The 14,210-nt window shown below is 61.4% G+C and carries 12 protein-coding genes; 4 read left to right on the top strand and 8 right to left on the bottom strand.

The features are described from left to right. Positions 1-24 precede the first annotated feature (24 nt). Together puuR and ACRCYW_RS10695 are read left to right on the top strand one after the other, a co-directional pair. Entirely contained in the window at positions 25-672 is a 648-nt protein-coding gene (gene puuR / locus ACRCYW_RS10700) for an HTH-type transcriptional regulator PuuR (RefSeq protein WP_438550086.1), read from the top strand. Between the two features lie 49 nt (positions 673-721). Further along, entirely contained in the window at positions 722-1,999 is a 1,278-nt protein-coding gene (locus ACRCYW_RS10695; protein WP_438550085.1) for an NAD(P)/FAD-dependent oxidoreductase, read from the top strand. A gap of 323 nt (positions 2,000-2,322) precedes the next feature. Here ACRCYW_RS10695 and ACRCYW_RS10690 read toward each other — a convergent pair whose 3' ends face one another. From ACRCYW_RS10690 to ACRCYW_RS10670, 5 genes are all read right to left on the bottom strand, one after another. Then, on the bottom strand, positions 2,323-3,537 hold the full coding sequence (locus ACRCYW_RS10690; RefSeq protein WP_438550084.1) for a transporter: 1,215 nt from the start codon (positions 3,535-3,537) through the stop codon (positions 2,323-2,325). Positions 3,538-3,596: 59 nt separating this feature from the next. Next, entirely contained in the window at positions 3,597-4,256 is a 660-nt protein-coding gene (locus tag ACRCYW_RS10685; protein WP_438550083.1) for a hypothetical protein, read from the bottom strand. Between the two features lie 7 nt (positions 4,257-4,263). After that, a complete protein-coding gene (locus ACRCYW_RS10680; protein ID WP_438550082.1) occupies positions 4,264-4,941 on the bottom strand; it encodes a C39 family peptidase in 678 nt (225 codons plus the stop codon). A 55-nt stretch (positions 4,942-4,996) separates the two neighbouring features. Continuing rightward, a complete protein-coding gene (locus tag ACRCYW_RS10675) occupies positions 4,997-5,980 on the bottom strand; it encodes a hypothetical protein (protein ID WP_438550081.1) in 984 nt (327 codons plus the stop codon). 192 nt (positions 5,981-6,172) lie between these two features. Continuing rightward, entirely contained in the window at positions 6,173-6,754 is a 582-nt protein-coding gene (locus ACRCYW_RS10670) for a hypothetical protein (protein WP_438550080.1), read from the bottom strand. A gap of 369 nt (positions 6,755-7,123) precedes the next feature. Here ACRCYW_RS10670 and ACRCYW_RS10665 point away from each other — a divergent pair, with 369 nt between their 5' ends. Next, positions 7,124-8,425, top strand: coding sequence for a sigma-54-dependent transcriptional regulator (locus tag ACRCYW_RS10665; RefSeq protein ID WP_438550079.1), 1,302 nt, complete (start codon positions 7,124-7,126; stop codon positions 8,423-8,425). Between the two features lie 106 nt (positions 8,426-8,531). Here the strand turns inward: ACRCYW_RS10665 and ybaL are convergent, their stop codons facing one another. After that, positions 8,532-10,157 (bottom strand): YbaL family putative K(+) efflux transporter, encoded by a 1,626-nt coding sequence (ybaL, locus tag ACRCYW_RS10660; RefSeq protein ID WP_438550078.1) that lies wholly within the window; start codon positions 10,155-10,157, stop codon positions 8,532-8,534. A gap of 360 nt (positions 10,158-10,517) precedes the next feature. Beyond that, positions 10,518-12,317, bottom strand: a complete 1,800-nt coding sequence (locus ACRCYW_RS10655) for a gamma-glutamyltransferase family protein (protein ID WP_438550077.1) — start codon at positions 12,315-12,317, stop codon at positions 10,518-10,520. 132 nt (positions 12,318-12,449) lie between these two features. Here ACRCYW_RS10655 and ACRCYW_RS10650 point away from each other — a divergent pair, with 132 nt between their 5' ends. Beyond that, entirely contained in the window at positions 12,450-13,046 is a 597-nt protein-coding gene (locus ACRCYW_RS10650; RefSeq protein ID WP_438550076.1) for a GDSL-type esterase/lipase family protein, read from the top strand. 76 nt (positions 13,047-13,122) lie between these two features. Here ACRCYW_RS10650 and rdgC read toward each other — a convergent pair whose 3' ends face one another. Continuing rightward, entirely contained in the window at positions 13,123-14,034 is a 912-nt protein-coding gene (rdgC, locus tag ACRCYW_RS10645; RefSeq protein ID WP_438550075.1) for a recombination-associated protein RdgC, read from the bottom strand. Between the last annotated feature and the right edge of the window lie 176 nt (positions 14,035-14,210).

The following is a 14,210-nucleotide window of genomic DNA, read 5'->3' as shown; positions in this document are numbered from 1 at the left end:
GAATGGCACACAGGGAGGTGGGCGATGCAGCAATCACAGGGCGAGGTCAGGTGGCAGGCCATGACGGACAATCCCCAGGATCAGCAAGAGGCGGAGCCTGGGCCCCACAAAGGGGTCGATGAGGGGAGCGAGCGCAGCATGGGGGAGCGGCTCGCCGCTACCCGTCGCCGGCTCGGGCTCTCCCAGCGGCGGGCCGCCGAGCTGAGCGGGCTGACCCACGGCGCCATCTGCATGATAGAGCAGAACAAGGTGAGCCCATCGGTCGCCTCCCTGCAGAAGCTGCTGAGCGTCTATGAGCTGCCCCTGTCGCGCTTCTTCGCCGAAGAGGAGGGGCGGGCACCGAGCGTGGTGATCAAGCCTGATCAGCTCATCGAACTGGGCAGCCAGGGGGTCTCCATGAAGCTGGTACACAACGGCAACAACCGGCGCCAGCTTGGCTTCATGCTGGAGACCTATGCCCCGGGCACCGACACCGGCGGCCAGGTCAAGCACTTGGGGGAGGAGGTGGGTACCGTGCTGGAAGGGTCCGTGCTGCTGACTCTGGCCGGGCAGACCTATCAGCTCAGCGCCGGGGACAGCTACGTCATCGACACCGGCGAGCCCCACAGTTTCAGCAACCCGTCCGGGGAGACCTGCCGCATCGTCAGCGCCCATACCCCGGCCAGTTTTTAATGTTTTGACACCTTTGATTTGGAAAAGAACCGGTAAGGAAGCAAGGATCATGACCGAACATGTAAACAGTTACTACGCCGCCAGTGCCAATCAACACGCGCCCTATCCGACCCTGACCGAGCAACTGGAGTGCGACGTCTGCGTGATAGGTGCGGGTTATACCGGCCTCTCCAGCGCCCTACATCTGGTGGAGAAGGGCTATTCCGTGGTGGTGCTGGAAGCCGCCCGCATCGGCTTTGGCGCCAGCGGCCGCAACGGCGGCCAGATAGTGAACTCCTACAGCCGCGACATCGACACCATAGAAGCGAACTGCCCGCCGGATCAGGCCAGGCTGCTCGGCTCCATGTTGTTTGAGGGGGGCGACATCATCCGCGAGCGGATCAAGCGCTACAACATCCAGTGCGATCTGCAGCAGGGGGGGGTCTTCGTCGCCGAGACCGAGAAGCAGCTGCACGAACTCAAGGCCCAGCGTGATCGCTGGCAGAAGTGGGGCAACGAGGAACTGACGCTGCTCGACGCCGACGGGGTGCGCGAGGTGGTAGCGAGCGATCGCTACGTCGGCGGCCTGCTCGACAAGCGGGGCGGCCACATTCATCCCCTCAACCTGGCGCTGGGGGAGGCGGAGGCCATCCGCATGCAGGGGGGCAAGATCTTCGAGCAATCCGCCGTGACTTCCATCACCCCGGGCCAGCCCGCCCTGGTGAAGACCGCCAAGGGGGCGGTGAAGGCGCGCTTCGTGGTGGTGGCCGGCAACGCCTACCTCGGCAACCTGGTGCCCGAGCTAGCGGGCAAGAGCATGCCCTGCGGCACTCAGGTGATCGCCACCGAGGTGCTGGGGGAGGAGCGGGCCCGATCTCTGCTGCCGCAAAACTACTGCCTGGAGGATTGCAACTACCTGCTCGACTACTACCGCACCACCGGGGATCACCGCCTGCTCTACGGCGGCGGCGTCGTCTACGGGGCGCGGGATCCGGCGGACATCGAGCGGCTGATCATTCCCAAGATGCTCAAGACCTTCCCGCAGCTCGCGGACGTCAAGGTGGAGTACACCTGGACCGGCAACTTCCTGCTGACCCTGTCGCGCCTGCCGCAGTTTGGCCGGATCGGCCACAACATCTACTACATGCAGGGCTACAGCGGCCACGGCGTCACCTGTACCCATCTGGCGGGCAAGCTGCTCTCCGAGGTGCTGAGTGGTCAGGCGGAGCGCTTCGATGCCTTCGCCAGGCTGCCGCACTACCCCTTCCCGGGGGGGCGTCTGCTGCGCATCCCCTTCACCGCCGCCGGTGCCGCCTGGTATACCCTGCGGGATCGGCTGGGGGTCTAAGTCAGAAAGGAATATATGGTTGCCTATCCCGCGCGCTGGGCTTTATGGCCAATGGCCCTGTGACGGCTGGTGCCGATAGCAGAGTGGGCAAGTCCCCTTTTTACAGGCCACTGACCCTGAATGGGCAGGTGCGGGGACGTGCCAGCTGGCTTGCTTATGAGGTGGATAGACCTTGCCGGCAGACCGACATTTAGATAGACAGAGGGAGGCGCTATGCCTCCCTCTTTATTGGATCCAAATCCCCCGCTTGTTGAGCATCGATGGTCGATGTCGGCTCGCTCAACCGTATCGGTCGCGGAAGAGATACCGATTGGGATATCCCATCAGAAGCGATAAGGGAAGCGGAGCCCTATGCTGTAGTCCGGTGCGTCCGTGGTGAGGCCGGCAGACCAGTTCACCGCCATGGAGAGATTGTCGGTGATGGCCCAGGTCGACCCCATGCCGAAGCTGGCGGCGTTGGCATCCGTACCGGTGACCTTCTCCATGTCGAAGCCTTCCGCCCCTTGTTCGGATTCGAGGGTGATGCGCTGGTTGATGTTGAAGGAGAGGCTGAAGCGCTCGTTCAGGGCAAACGCGACCCCGAGCCCGTACTCATACCAGTCGCCGAGCTGGATGCTGCCAGGCTGATTTCCCGGTTGGTAAGAGACGTCGTCGAAGTCCTGCTTGAGGCTATGGCCATAGTTGAGGTTGGCAAACAGGATGGCGGGATCCAGGGTCTTGACCAGGGAGAAGCCGGTGGATAGCTGCCAGAGCCCGTTGCCGGTGGCGAGCTCCTTGGGAACCATCAGGTTGCCGGATTCTGACGACTCTATCTCTATGCCGTAGGGATCCTTGCCGGTGGGGGCCTTGGCGCGCAGGTTCCACACCAGATCCGGCCAGCTTTCATCCTCTGCGAGGACACGGTAGTAGATGGCCATGCTGATGTCACCGATCCCGCCATCGCTGACGCTCTGCTCTTCAAAGTCCCGGCTGGAGTTCTCCTTGCCGGTGCTCTGATAGTTGGTGTTGCGATACAGATAGGGGACGGCCAGCTCCGCCTGCCAGCGGTCGTTGAAGGTGTAACGGGCTACCATGTCCGCTGTCCACTGATCGGATCTCACCCTGTCCAGATTGATCTCCCCGAGGAAGATGGCATCCAGCGCCAGGAAGCCGCGCAGGGCGAGATCCTTGCGATTGTAGTGTTGATAAGAGAGGCCGAAGTCCAGGGTCAAAGCCCGGTCGAAGACGTTGTGCTGCTCCAGCATCAGGTCTTCGGTACTGCGCCCTGCCTCGGGGGTACGGCGGGTGGTCGTTTCTTGCTGGGAGCTGGCTGCGGCAGCAGTGGCACCGGCGGCTGCCCCTGTGGCTGCGGCTGTGGTACTTGCCCCGGCGGCCTTGACCGCTTCCAGCCGGGCCTGTAACTGATGGAGAGCCTGATTCTGCTGGATCAGTTGCTGACGCAGTTGATCCAGCTGTTGTTGTAGGGCTTCTTCCTCTGCGGTCGCCCCCCAGCAGGTGAGCGGGGTCAGCGCAAGCAACAGCACGGTAGACTGTTTCATCGAGCCATATCCTTGTTGTTTATTGTCCCTCTACTGCGCACTCCACTGGGAGATCCGATTCAATGGGAGAACCAGATCCTGGTCTGATTCAGGGTCTGGAAGCCATCCCCCCTGACCCGGTTGAGTTGCAGCAGACCTCGACTGAAGTCCGCCCCCCTCAGACTCTGTTCCAATTGGACGCGTCCATCGGAAGAGTTTAGCTGCAGCCCTGCATAATTGCCGGAAACCCGATAACTGGCGGTTCCCAGGTCTCCCTGACTCTCATAATTGCCGGCTGTCACGGTTTGTCCCGTTATCGCAGGTGCTGTCAGTGCAATGCCCGCCTGATTGACCGAGCTGTTGCCGGTCCCCTCAAGCTGCATGACCTGCACCAGCCCGGATCCCTGAATGGGGGCGCTCTCGGGTGTGCTGGCCGTTGTCTTGACGTTATCCTCGATCCGGATGTCGAGCTTGGGCTGGCTCTGCGCCACGCTCAGCGCCAGGTTCATGGCTGCCGTTTGCTGGGCCTGGGCCGTTGTCAGGGTTGAAATGAATTCGATGCCAAAATAGCTGATCCCGCGGGAGCTGACGTAGCGCCCCCGCATGTTGGCCAGCTCGCCGTCAGCCATCTCGGGCGCAAATTGATCTGACAGCAGTGCCAGGGGATCCGAGGCGGCCAAGAGTGGACAGGCAACACCACCTAGGCTGCAGATGAGGCAGAGAGCGGGTCGGGTGTTCATGATGACCTCACATTAACTCTTTGGACTGGAAGCCGAATTCCAGCAAGGATGTTTCATTGACGGGGGCAAAGAGTCCATCTTTGCCTCTGACGGATAGCGGTGGGGCGGGGTTGGCCAATGGGGCATCCGCCCGGTAACCGGAACCGATGACGGCCAGCAGGATCCCGTTCCAGCTATCCTTGAACTCTTTGAACGTGATGACACGATTGCCCAAGGCAGGATCTGCCAGATAGACACGGTCGTGTCGGTCGATGGCTCTCAGCACGGCGAAGTGCTGGTAGCCGCGAATATTGAGCAGCACTATGGTGGGCACCCTCACCTGGCGCAGTTTCTCATCGCTCAGGCGGTAACCCCGGGCTCGCATGCCGAGCATCTGTACGTACTGCTTCATGTCGAGCATGGAAAAGCCGTAGCGTTTGACCAGTTCAGGGTTGGCCATGGCCATCATGCCATCCATGACCCAGCGCTCATTGGTCACCTGGCCGTAGGCATAGCGCAATATGGTGGCGACGGCGGCGGCCCCGCAGCTGAAGTCCGTATGCTGACGTTCGATATTGGCGTATTTTCGCTCCAGAAGACTCTGCACCGGCTTGTTGAGATCCCCCAATCCCGAGAGATGTTCCCCCATGGGCAGAGTGGCACTCCAAGTCATCGGGCAAAACAGCAACAGCAGTAGCCAGCGCATCTGTGTCTCCTTGTCCCTGGAAAAAAGGGGGCCTGAAAACAGGCCCCCGACTGGATTATTTGGCGAATCCAGCAGCCAGCGAGAGGTTGTTGGCTTGCAGGTTGTTGCTACCCGAAGCCACGTTCACCCCGATATTGCCGACGGCACCGTTGAAGGAGCCGCCATCGATGGTGGCGTGATTGAAGGTCTCACGACTGGTGTAGGTGTTGACCACAGGGATATAGCCGGTGGCATAACCACTGAGCTTGATATCCCCCTCTTCCTTGAACTCGAACTTGCCGTCGTTTTTACCTTCATTGTCGTAGTCGATATGACCCCACATGTCCCCACCATTCGGGTGGTCTCCGTCTTTCCAGATTTCCGGATAGACGTTGTTGGACTGCTTGCTGGTCCCCTCGTACTCGCCATTGGCCTTGAGCTTGAGGAAGATGGGGTTGTAGTCGACCGTCTTGGTGGCACTCAGGCTCTTGTTCTCGGTCATGTTATGGGAGACGCTCTGGCTGTTGGCCACGGTCGCGACCGCCATGTTGCCGGTGGATACGGAAGCCGCCATGTTGTTGGCCTGCACGTTACCCGAGCCGGACACCACGTTGGCCCCTATGTTGCCCGCAGCCTCTTCGAAGGCCCCATCACCCACGCTGGCCTTGTTCTGATGGCCCTGATTGCTGGTCATGTTGTGGCTGGCGCTCTGATCGGAGAAGATCTCTGCATCCGAGGAACCACCCGGGGTGCCTTGTTGTTGGCCCCGTCCCATGACAAATTCGGCATCGACTTCGTCATAGGCGGCCAAGGCCCCGCTGTTGCCCTGGACGTTGGAGTCCCCGGCCGCGACGTTGGCGCCGACGTTACCGGATGCACCCTGGAACGAGCCATCGATCTTGCTCGTGTTATCGGTTCTGGTATTGGAAGTGCCGATCATGGAAGTGGATTGCTGGTTGTCCACCACCGCCATGCCGAGCTTGTTGACATTGATGTAGCCGCCGACCCTCACGTCGCCTTCATACTCTACATCGACCTCTGCCTTGACCTTCTTGGTCAAGGTTGCCCCTGTCTCATCCCTGTCACCGCGATAATCGGCGGATGCGGTGCCCGACATTGCCATGACGACCGCGGCGGCTAATGAGCTATAAATAAGTCCACGCATAATGAGTCTCTCCATTGAGCTTTCTGTGGAAGCCTTGTCCATCGACTTAACAGATGCCTCCAGACTTGGCTTCCGATCCCTGCGGCATCATGGTGATGCCGTTACTGCGCCTGCCAGAGGCAGGGACACCAGGTTGACGGCCTGGTTTCCTTGCCCCGTGACCTGGTTCACCTGAATGACCCCTTTGCTGCCCGTCAGGGCGGAGTCATCCATATAGATGCTGGTCGTCGTGGTCGCGGGTACTTTGCCCGACGGTGTCTTTGCGACGCTGGTACTGAGATTGATATCTGTCACCACCCCCATGCCGCTGCTGTCATCCAGTGACAAGGCGAAGGCATTGAGCTGCTGATTGGCCTCACCCGCCCCCTGATTGATGCCCACCAGCCCCTGATTGTTGCTAAGCGCCGACCCCAGAATGGCGACACTCTGGTTGCCTCTGAGATTGGTAGCAGATTGATTTTGTTGGCTGAACTGAATGACGGCGGGGCCGGAGACGGCGATGGCGGCAAGGTTGCCTTGCTGGTTGTTATTACCGGCAACCATATTGACACCCATGGTGCCCCGGATATTGCTGAGCGCCTGTGAGCCCAAATCCACGCGATTCTCCGCTCTGGGTTGGCTCGTTAATATCGAAAGGGAACAAATTGCCAGTGCAATATATATATTCATGCTCTTTCTCCATTTGCCACTTGGGCCAATCAGAGAGAGCAATGGATATGCCAAATCATAATGAAATGATTTCTAAGGCATTTTTAATTGTTGTTATTGTCATTAAGTCTCGGTATTGAGACGGAAATTTATTTAAATTTATAACGCACTGTTTGCAAAGGATTTTGTTCGTTCTCAGTCATAAAATGACGTTCTCAGTATTGTGGTGCCATTGGTCTATAAATGAGATGCATTATAGTTAACAGCGTCTGGCGGTTGAATATTGGCGTCATTTGAAAACTTAAATGTTCTCCAAGAATGAAAAGAGTGAATCTGGACGCACTAGGGTCTGGTTCTCTCTTTTTTAAGGTACCTCGTGGAGGCTCTTATATGACCGAAACGGCATTATTACTCATCAATTCATGTGCCGTGCTGGAAAGCCTGCTGGTGGAAGGGGAGTGGCGAATAGAGCAGGCGAATTCCTTGGCGGTGGCAGAACGAAAACTGAAGGAACAGGACTATCCGCTGGTGCTGGTGGCGATAGAGCCTGATCAGCATGAGGCGCTGCACGGCTTGATTGCCGGGCATGCCAATAGCCTGTGGGTTGGTTTGATCCAGCGGGAGAGTCTGGCGAGCGAGACGCTGCGCAATCTGCTTGCCGCCTGTTTCCATGACTTTCACACCTTCCCCCTCGATCCGGACAGGCTATCCCACAGCCTGGGGCATGCTCTGGGGATGGCGCGGCTCATCCGGCGTCACAGGCCCAAGCTGCCGGCCCAGTTGCGCTTCATTCAAGGGGAGAGCATCCCCATCCGGCAGCTTAGGGATCAGATCATGCGCTTGCAGCACTGTCGACTGCCAGTGCTGGTGACGGGCCCGAGCGGTACCGGCAAGGAGCTGGTGGCCAGAGAGCTGCATTACAGCACCTTCGGGGAGGAGAGTCCCTTCGTGGCCGTCAACTGCGGAGCCATGTCCCATCAGCTGATCCAGTCCGAGCTGTTTGGTCATGTGAAGGGGGCCTTCACCGGTGCCCAGAGTCGCAAGATAGGCAAGATAGAGGCGGCCGACGGGGGGACGCTGTTCCTGGACGAGATCGGTGAATTGCCGCTGGAGGATCAGGCCACCCTGCTGCGCTTCTTGCAGGAGCAGAGCATAGAGGCGGTGGGCAGCCATCTGTCCCGCAGCGTCGACGTCAGGGTCATCGCCGCCACCAATATCGATGTGGAGCAGGCGGTGGCCAACGGCGGCTTTCGCATGGATCTCTACTACCGGCTCAACGTGGTGAGGCTGCGCACCCCCTCCTTGCGCGAGCGAACCGAAGACATTCAACTGCTGGCGGACGATATTCTGGCGGAGGTGCGCGGCGGGCGGGTGCTCAACTTCACCCACAAGGCGCGCCAGGCCATGCAGTCCTACGGCTGGCCGGGCAACGTGAGGGAGCTGCGCAACCGGGTGCAGAGAGCGGCGGTCATGTGTTCGGGCCCCTATATCGAGGCCCACGACATGGAGCTGACCAACATGGACTCCCTGCTGCTGGATGGCTCCCTCAAGGCGGTGCGAGAGGCGGCAGAGCGTCAGGCACTGCAGCAAACACTTGCCCGCTTCCCGGATCAGTTGGAGGAGGTCGCCCGTCAGCTCGATATCTCCCGAGCCACCCTCTACCGGCTGCTGGACAAGCACGATCTGCTGTAACCCCATGGGGATGAGCCTGTCACCATGTGAAACGCCCGGGTCATTGGCCCGGGCGTCTGTATTTATGGCTCAATGTCATACCGGCATAGGCTGGTATAGAGAGGGATCAGGCTGGCTGAGTCGCCAGCTGACAGAGGCGGCGCGCCGCCTCCTCTTCCCGCAGCACGACCTGGTGCACCCCGCGTACTCGCAGATGATGCACCTCTTCGGCTTGCTGGCCACAGGCGGCGATGCGCAACAAGCCGCCCTGTTCCCGCGCGGCGGCGGCGATTTCACCCGCCAGCAGGCTGTCATCCAGGGTGATCAGCAGCCAGCTGGCATCGGGCAGGGCCACCGACAGCAGATCCTGCTGGATTGGATGGCCGGTGAGGCAGGTGATCCCCAGCGCGCGCCAGGGCTCCAGCAGGCGATCCTCCGTGTCGATCACCACCATCTCCCGCCCCTGCTCGTGCAACTGTCGAATGAGATGGCTGCCGATGGCCTCGGCCCCCACCACCACGACATGCCCATGCAGAGCGCACTGGGGAGGTACCTCGTGTGGCTCAGGGCTGCGCCTCAGCCAGCGCTCGGCCTGGTTGAATACCAGGGGGTTGAGCATGATGGAGAAGCAGGCCCCGACCAGCACCAGATCGCGGGCGACGCCCGGTACCAGCTCCAGCATGACCCCCAGCCCCATCAGGATGAAGGAGAACTCCCCCACCTGGGCCAGGCTGGCTGAGATGGTCAGGGCGGTGCGCTGGCTGTGGCCGAACAGCCGCACTATGGCGAAGGCCGCCACCGACTTGCCGATGACGATGACGAAGATGGTCGCCAACACTGCCAAGGGCTCGCGCAGCAAGATGGTGGGGTCGAACAGCATGCCCACGGAGACGAAGAAGAGCACGGCGAAGGCATCCTGCAGGGGCAGGGTATCGTTGGCGGCCTTGTGGCTGAGGTGGGAGCTGTTCATCACCACCCCGGCGAAGAAGGCGCCGAGGGCGAAGGAGACCCCGAACAGCTTGACCGCACCGAAGGCGATGCCGAGGGAACAGGAGAGCACGGCTAGGGTGAACAGCTCGCGGGAGCCGGTGGCGGCGGTACGGGCCAGCAGCCAGGGGATGAGGCGGCGACCACCGATGGCCATCAGTGCGATGAAGGCGGCCACCTTGGCCAGGGTAAGGCCGATATCCCGTAGTACATGACCCAGGGTCAGGCTCTCATCCCCCTGCTGCAGGTTCGCGAGGATGGGGAGCAGCACCAGGGCCAGCACCATCACCAGATCCTCGACGATGAGCCAGCCGATGGCGATACGTCCCTCGTTGGTATCGACCTGGCCCCGGCTCTCCAGAGCCCGCAGCAGCACTACTGTACTGGCGGTGGAGAGGGCAAGGCCGAACACCACCCCGGCGGTGATGCTCCAGCCGAGCAGCTGGGAGAGGCCGAGGCCGAGCAGGGTCGCGAGAGTGATCTGGACGATGGCACCCGGGATGGCGATGTGCTTGACGGAGAGCAGATCTTTCACGGAAAAGTGCAGGCCGACTCCGAACATCAGCAAGATGACCCCGATCTCCGCGAGCTCGGGCGCGAGCTGCAGATCGGCGACATAACCCGGTGTGAAGGGGCCACATATGACCCCGGCGGCAAGATAGCCCACCATGGGGGAGATGCGCAGGCGCTGGGCCAGCATGCCGAAGATATAGGCCAGCACCAGGCCGCCAACCAGGGTCGTGATAAGGGGGAGTGAGTGGTCCATGTCGTCACCTCGCTAATGGCAGTCAGGGGCTACCAGATCGCGCGGCGGCGAAGAGGGCAGCTGTCAATGAGCAGGGGGCGAAAGAGACAGTGTTGGCCGCAGTAAGCAGGGAATTGGGGGACAACAGTTGCCGTTTCTATTGAAAAATAATGTATTTATCCATTCAGAACAACACTTATCCAAGTTTAAGTCATTATTTGAGATTAAAGGCGCATAAATGCAATTTTAAAGGAGAGGCCGTGTGCCTTTTCTCCCGTTATTGGCAGATAAAATCAATCTTTGATGAGTTGTCGTCAATGAATGCGAAGGCGGCTCCGGGCCGCCTTCGCTGTACTTGTGGAACTCAGTGCCAGCAAGTCGTTACTCGCCCCTGGCGATCCCCTCACGCCTGGGGTCGGCGGCGCCAAACCAGCCGCCGGCGTTGCGCTCCACCCCTTGCAGGCCCGAGGTCTGTTCATTGAGCAGTACCTCGTGGCCTCTGGCCTTGAGCCCCTCGACCACAGTCGGCGGCGTGCGTCCCTGCTCCAGCTCGGTGGGGCCATTGCGGCTGCCAAAGTTCGGCAGATCGATGGCCTGTTGCAGATTGAGCCCCCAGTCCTGAGTGCCCAGCAGTGCCTTGCCCACGTAGTTGATGATGGCGGAGCCCCCCGGCGATCCCAGGCTCATCTCGAGCTGCCCGCTCTGCTTGTCAAACACCAGCAGGGGGGACATGGAGGAGCGAGGCCGCTTGCCGGGTTCCACCCGGTTCGCCACCGGCAGGCCGGCCGCATCCACCGAGGTGAAGGAGAAGTCGGTGAGCTGGTTGTTCAAGAGGTAACCGTTGACCATCAGCCTGGCACCGAAGCCATCCTCGATGGAGCTGGTCATGGAGACCGCCATGCCCTCTCTATCGACGATGGAGACCTGGCTGGTGGAGGGGAGTTCGGGGGTGGCATCCTTGCCCATGGCGAGCGCACTTGGCGGGTTGCCGGGTTTGGCCACGCCCATGGATCTCGGGCCTATGAGGCTGCCCCGCTCATTGAGATAGCCCTTGTCCAGCATGCCCGCCACCGGCACGGAGACGAAGTCGCCGTCGGCCACATACTGGTTGCGGTCGGCAAAGGCGAGGCGCGCCGCCTCGCTGTAGAGGTGGATGGCATCGGCGGAGGCCGCGAGTTTTCCGTCCGGTCCTTTCACCGGTTTGAGGGCCGCCATGTCCCGGCTCTCCAGCATGCCGAAGATCTGGCCGAGGGCCAGGGTGCCGGAGGAGGGGGTGGGGAAGCCGCAGATCTCGCTCTGGCGGTAGTCAAAACAGAGGCCGCCCCGTAGCTTGGCGCTGTAACTGGCGAGATCCGCCGCCGCCAGCACGCCGGGATTGGTGGGGTGCTGGCGCACCTTGGTCACCATGGCGTCGGCGAGCGGCCCCCGATAGAAGGCGTCGGCCCCCTCTTGGGCCAGGGTTCTCAGCACCTTGGCCAGGGCCGGGTTGGTGAGCTTGCTGCCGGCCGCTTTGGGCGTACCGTCCGGCTGATAGAAGTAGGCGCGGGCCTCGGGGTCTCTGGCGAGGTAGGGATCCTTGGCGATCAGGGTGGCCAGCCGCGGACTTATCACAAAGCCCTGTTCCGCAAGCGCGATGGCGGGTTCGAACAGGCTGGCCCAGGGCAGCTTGCCATAGCGGTGATGGGCCAGCGCCAGAGCGCGCACCGTGCCGGGCGCCCCGACGGAGCGACCCCCCACCACCCCGTCGTAGAAGGCCAGGGGCTTGCCATCCTTCATGAACAGCTGACTCGTGGCAGCCGCCGGCGCCGTCTCCCGGCCATCCACCGCCGTGACTTTCTGGCCATCCCACACCAGCAGCAGGGAGCCGCCCCCGATGCCGGAGGATTGCGGCTCCACCAGGGTCAGCACCAGCTGCACCGCGATGGCGGCATCCACGGCGCTGCCACCAGCCTTGACGATCTGGTAGCCCGCATCCACCGCCAGCGGGTTGGCGGCGGCCACCATGAAGTCGCGGCCCTGCCAGCCTGGCTTGTCCGTCCAGCCGCTGGCCGCCTCGGGGGCGATCAGGGTCTGGGGTGGGGGCACATAGTGAAAGGCGCTCTGGGGGGCACAGCCTGCGAGCAGGCCCAGGGGACCCAGTAGGCTGAGGGTGACCAGTAGGCCGAGGGGTTTGAGGGACATGACACTCTCCTTGTCGATTTATTGTGCAACTCCAGAAATCTGTCACAATTGAGGCTCAATTGAAAGATTGTCTTTCTACTCATATGGTTACAAATCTATCAACGATTGAACCCAGGGTTGAGGGGGGAAGGGATGAGAGGTGTCGTGATGGGCCTGCTCTGTCTGCTGCTGGCCGGGTGTGGCGAGCCCGAATTCAGACCCCTGGGAACGGGGGAGACCATACTGGCCTTCGGCGACAGCCTGACGGAGGGGCGCGGGGTTGGCCCGGCCCAGAGCTACCCCAGCGTGCTGGCGGAGCTGAGCGGCCACCCCGTCATCAATGCCGGGGTCTCGGGGGAGCTCAGTGAGGCGGGCAGGACCAGGCTACCGGCCCTGCTGGCCGAGCACAGGCCGGCACTGGTGATCCTGCTGGAGGGGGGCAACGACATCCTGCGGGGCAGCGGGGAGGGGGCGCTCAAGGGCAATCTCGCCGCCATGATAGAGGCGGTGCAAGGCAGCGGAGCCCAGCTGTTGCTGGTGGGCGTGCCCCGCAAATCCCTGTTCGCCGATGGGGCTCCCCTCTACGAAGAGCTGGCGGATCAGTACCGGCTGGTGCTGGACAACGACAGCATCGGCGAGCTGCTGCGCAGCCCGGGCCTCAAGTCCGATACGGTGCACCTCAACGAGCAGGGCTATCGCACCCTGGCGGAGCGGCTGCACGGGCTGTTGCAGCAGCGCGGTGCCCTCTGAGCCGGGGGATGGCCATGAAAAAACCGCCAGTTGGCGGTTTTTTTACGCTAAATCCTGTCGCCAGCGGGGCCGGACATCAGATGGACTGCTCTTCCCCACCCAGAGCGGCGAACAGTGCCGGGATGAACTGGGCCAGCTCGGCGGTCACCAGGGCGAAGTCGGCGTCCAGACGGGCGGCGGGATCCTCGCTGGTCACGTCGTCGTTCTGCTCGCGCAGCTCTTCGCTGAACTTGAGACGCTTGATGGAGAGATCGTCTCCCAGCACGAAGCTCAGGGTCTCGCCCCAGTTCAGGGCCAGCTTGGTCACCAGCTTGTCGTTGGCCAGGTGATTCTTGATCTCCTCGCTCATCAGATCCTGTTGCTTGCAGCGGATGATGCCGCCGTGCTCCATGGCGCTGCGCAGCTCCGCCTCGTCTTCCAGGGTGAAGCTGGCGGGCAGGTTGCCCTCGTTTAGCCACTCGGTCATGGTGATCTCGGGCGGGTTCTTGAGGGCCACCGGCACCACCGGCAGGGTGCCAATGGATTTGCGCAGCAGGGCCAGCAGATCGTCCGCCTTCTTGGCGGAGCCCGCATCCACCACCATCAGGTTGTCGGCGGGGTTGATCCAGGCGAAGGTCTGGCTGGTGCGGCTGAAGGCGCGGGGCAGCAGGGTATGCATGATCTCCTCCTTCAGCGCCTCCTTCTCCTTCTTCTTGAGGGCACGGCCCTGCTCGAATTCGATCGCCTCAACCTTCTCCGCCAGCATCTCCTTGACCACTGTACCCGGCAGCATCTTCTCTTCCTTGCGGGCACAGATGAGCAGGTGGCCTGCGGCCGCGTGAGTCAGGGTAGAACCGAATTTGCCGAGGGGCTTGACCCAGCCGAAGCGAGAGATGTCCTGGCTGCCACAGGGGGTGAAGGCGCAGGCCTCGAGCTGGGTTTCCAGCTGCTCTGCGGTCAGCTCGAAGGGGCGGGTAAAGCGATAAATCTGCAGGTTTTTAAACCACATGGCGTCCTCGGTCTCATAGATTGTCCGGCCGGCATTGTACTAGAGAGGCGCTTTGTGATCAGCCAATCATTCTCGCTAAATAAAGGATGATCATGCTCACAGGGCACCATCTTGCTCCCCAAAATCAGCAGGAAACTCCCCTAGACTGCATGTGTTCAGCTTGTTAACAAGGATAA

The organism is Aeromonas sp., from assembly GCF_051657805.1.
Taxonomy (GTDB): Bacteria; Pseudomonadota; Gammaproteobacteria; order Enterobacterales; family Aeromonadaceae; genus Aeromonas.
Note: the sequence above shows the minus strand (reverse complement) of the source record. Positions and strands in the feature narration are given on the sequence as shown.

Coding starts and splice junctions, on each gene's coding strand:
- rdgC (WP_438550075.1), bottom strand. CDS start 14,034: ATGTGGTTTAAAAACCTGCAGATTTATCGCTTTACCCGCCCCTTCGAG.
- ACRCYW_RS10685 (WP_438550083.1), bottom strand. CDS start 4,256: ATGAACACCCGACCCGCTCTCTGCCTCATCTGCAGCCTAGGTGGTGTT.
- ACRCYW_RS10695 (WP_438550085.1), top strand. CDS start 722: ATGACCGAACATGTAAACAGTTACTACGCCGCCAGTGCCAATCAACAC.
- ACRCYW_RS10650 (WP_438550076.1), top strand. CDS start 12,450: ATGAGAGGTGTCGTGATGGGCCTGCTCTGTCTGCTGCTGGCCGGGTGT.
- ACRCYW_RS10680 (WP_438550082.1), bottom strand. CDS start 4,941: ATGCGCTGGCTACTGCTGTTGCTGTTTTGCCCGATGACTTGGAGTGCC.
- puuR (WP_438550086.1), top strand. CDS start 25: ATGCAGCAATCACAGGGCGAGGTCAGGTGGCAGGCCATGACGGACAAT.
- ACRCYW_RS10655 (WP_438550077.1), bottom strand. CDS start 12,317: ATGTCCCTCAAACCCCTCGGCCTACTGGTCACCCTCAGCCTACTGGGT.
- ACRCYW_RS10690 (WP_438550084.1), bottom strand. CDS start 3,537: ATGAAACAGTCTACCGTGCTGTTGCTTGCGCTGACCCCGCTCACCTGC.
- ACRCYW_RS10670 (WP_438550080.1), bottom strand. CDS start 6,754: ATGAATATATATATTGCACTGGCAATTTGTTCCCTTTCGATATTAACG.
- ybaL (WP_438550078.1), bottom strand. CDS start 10,157: ATGGACCACTCACTCCCCCTTATCACGACCCTGGTTGGCGGCCTGGTG.
- ACRCYW_RS10665 (WP_438550079.1), top strand. CDS start 7,124: ATGACCGAAACGGCATTATTACTCATCAATTCATGTGCCGTGCTGGAA.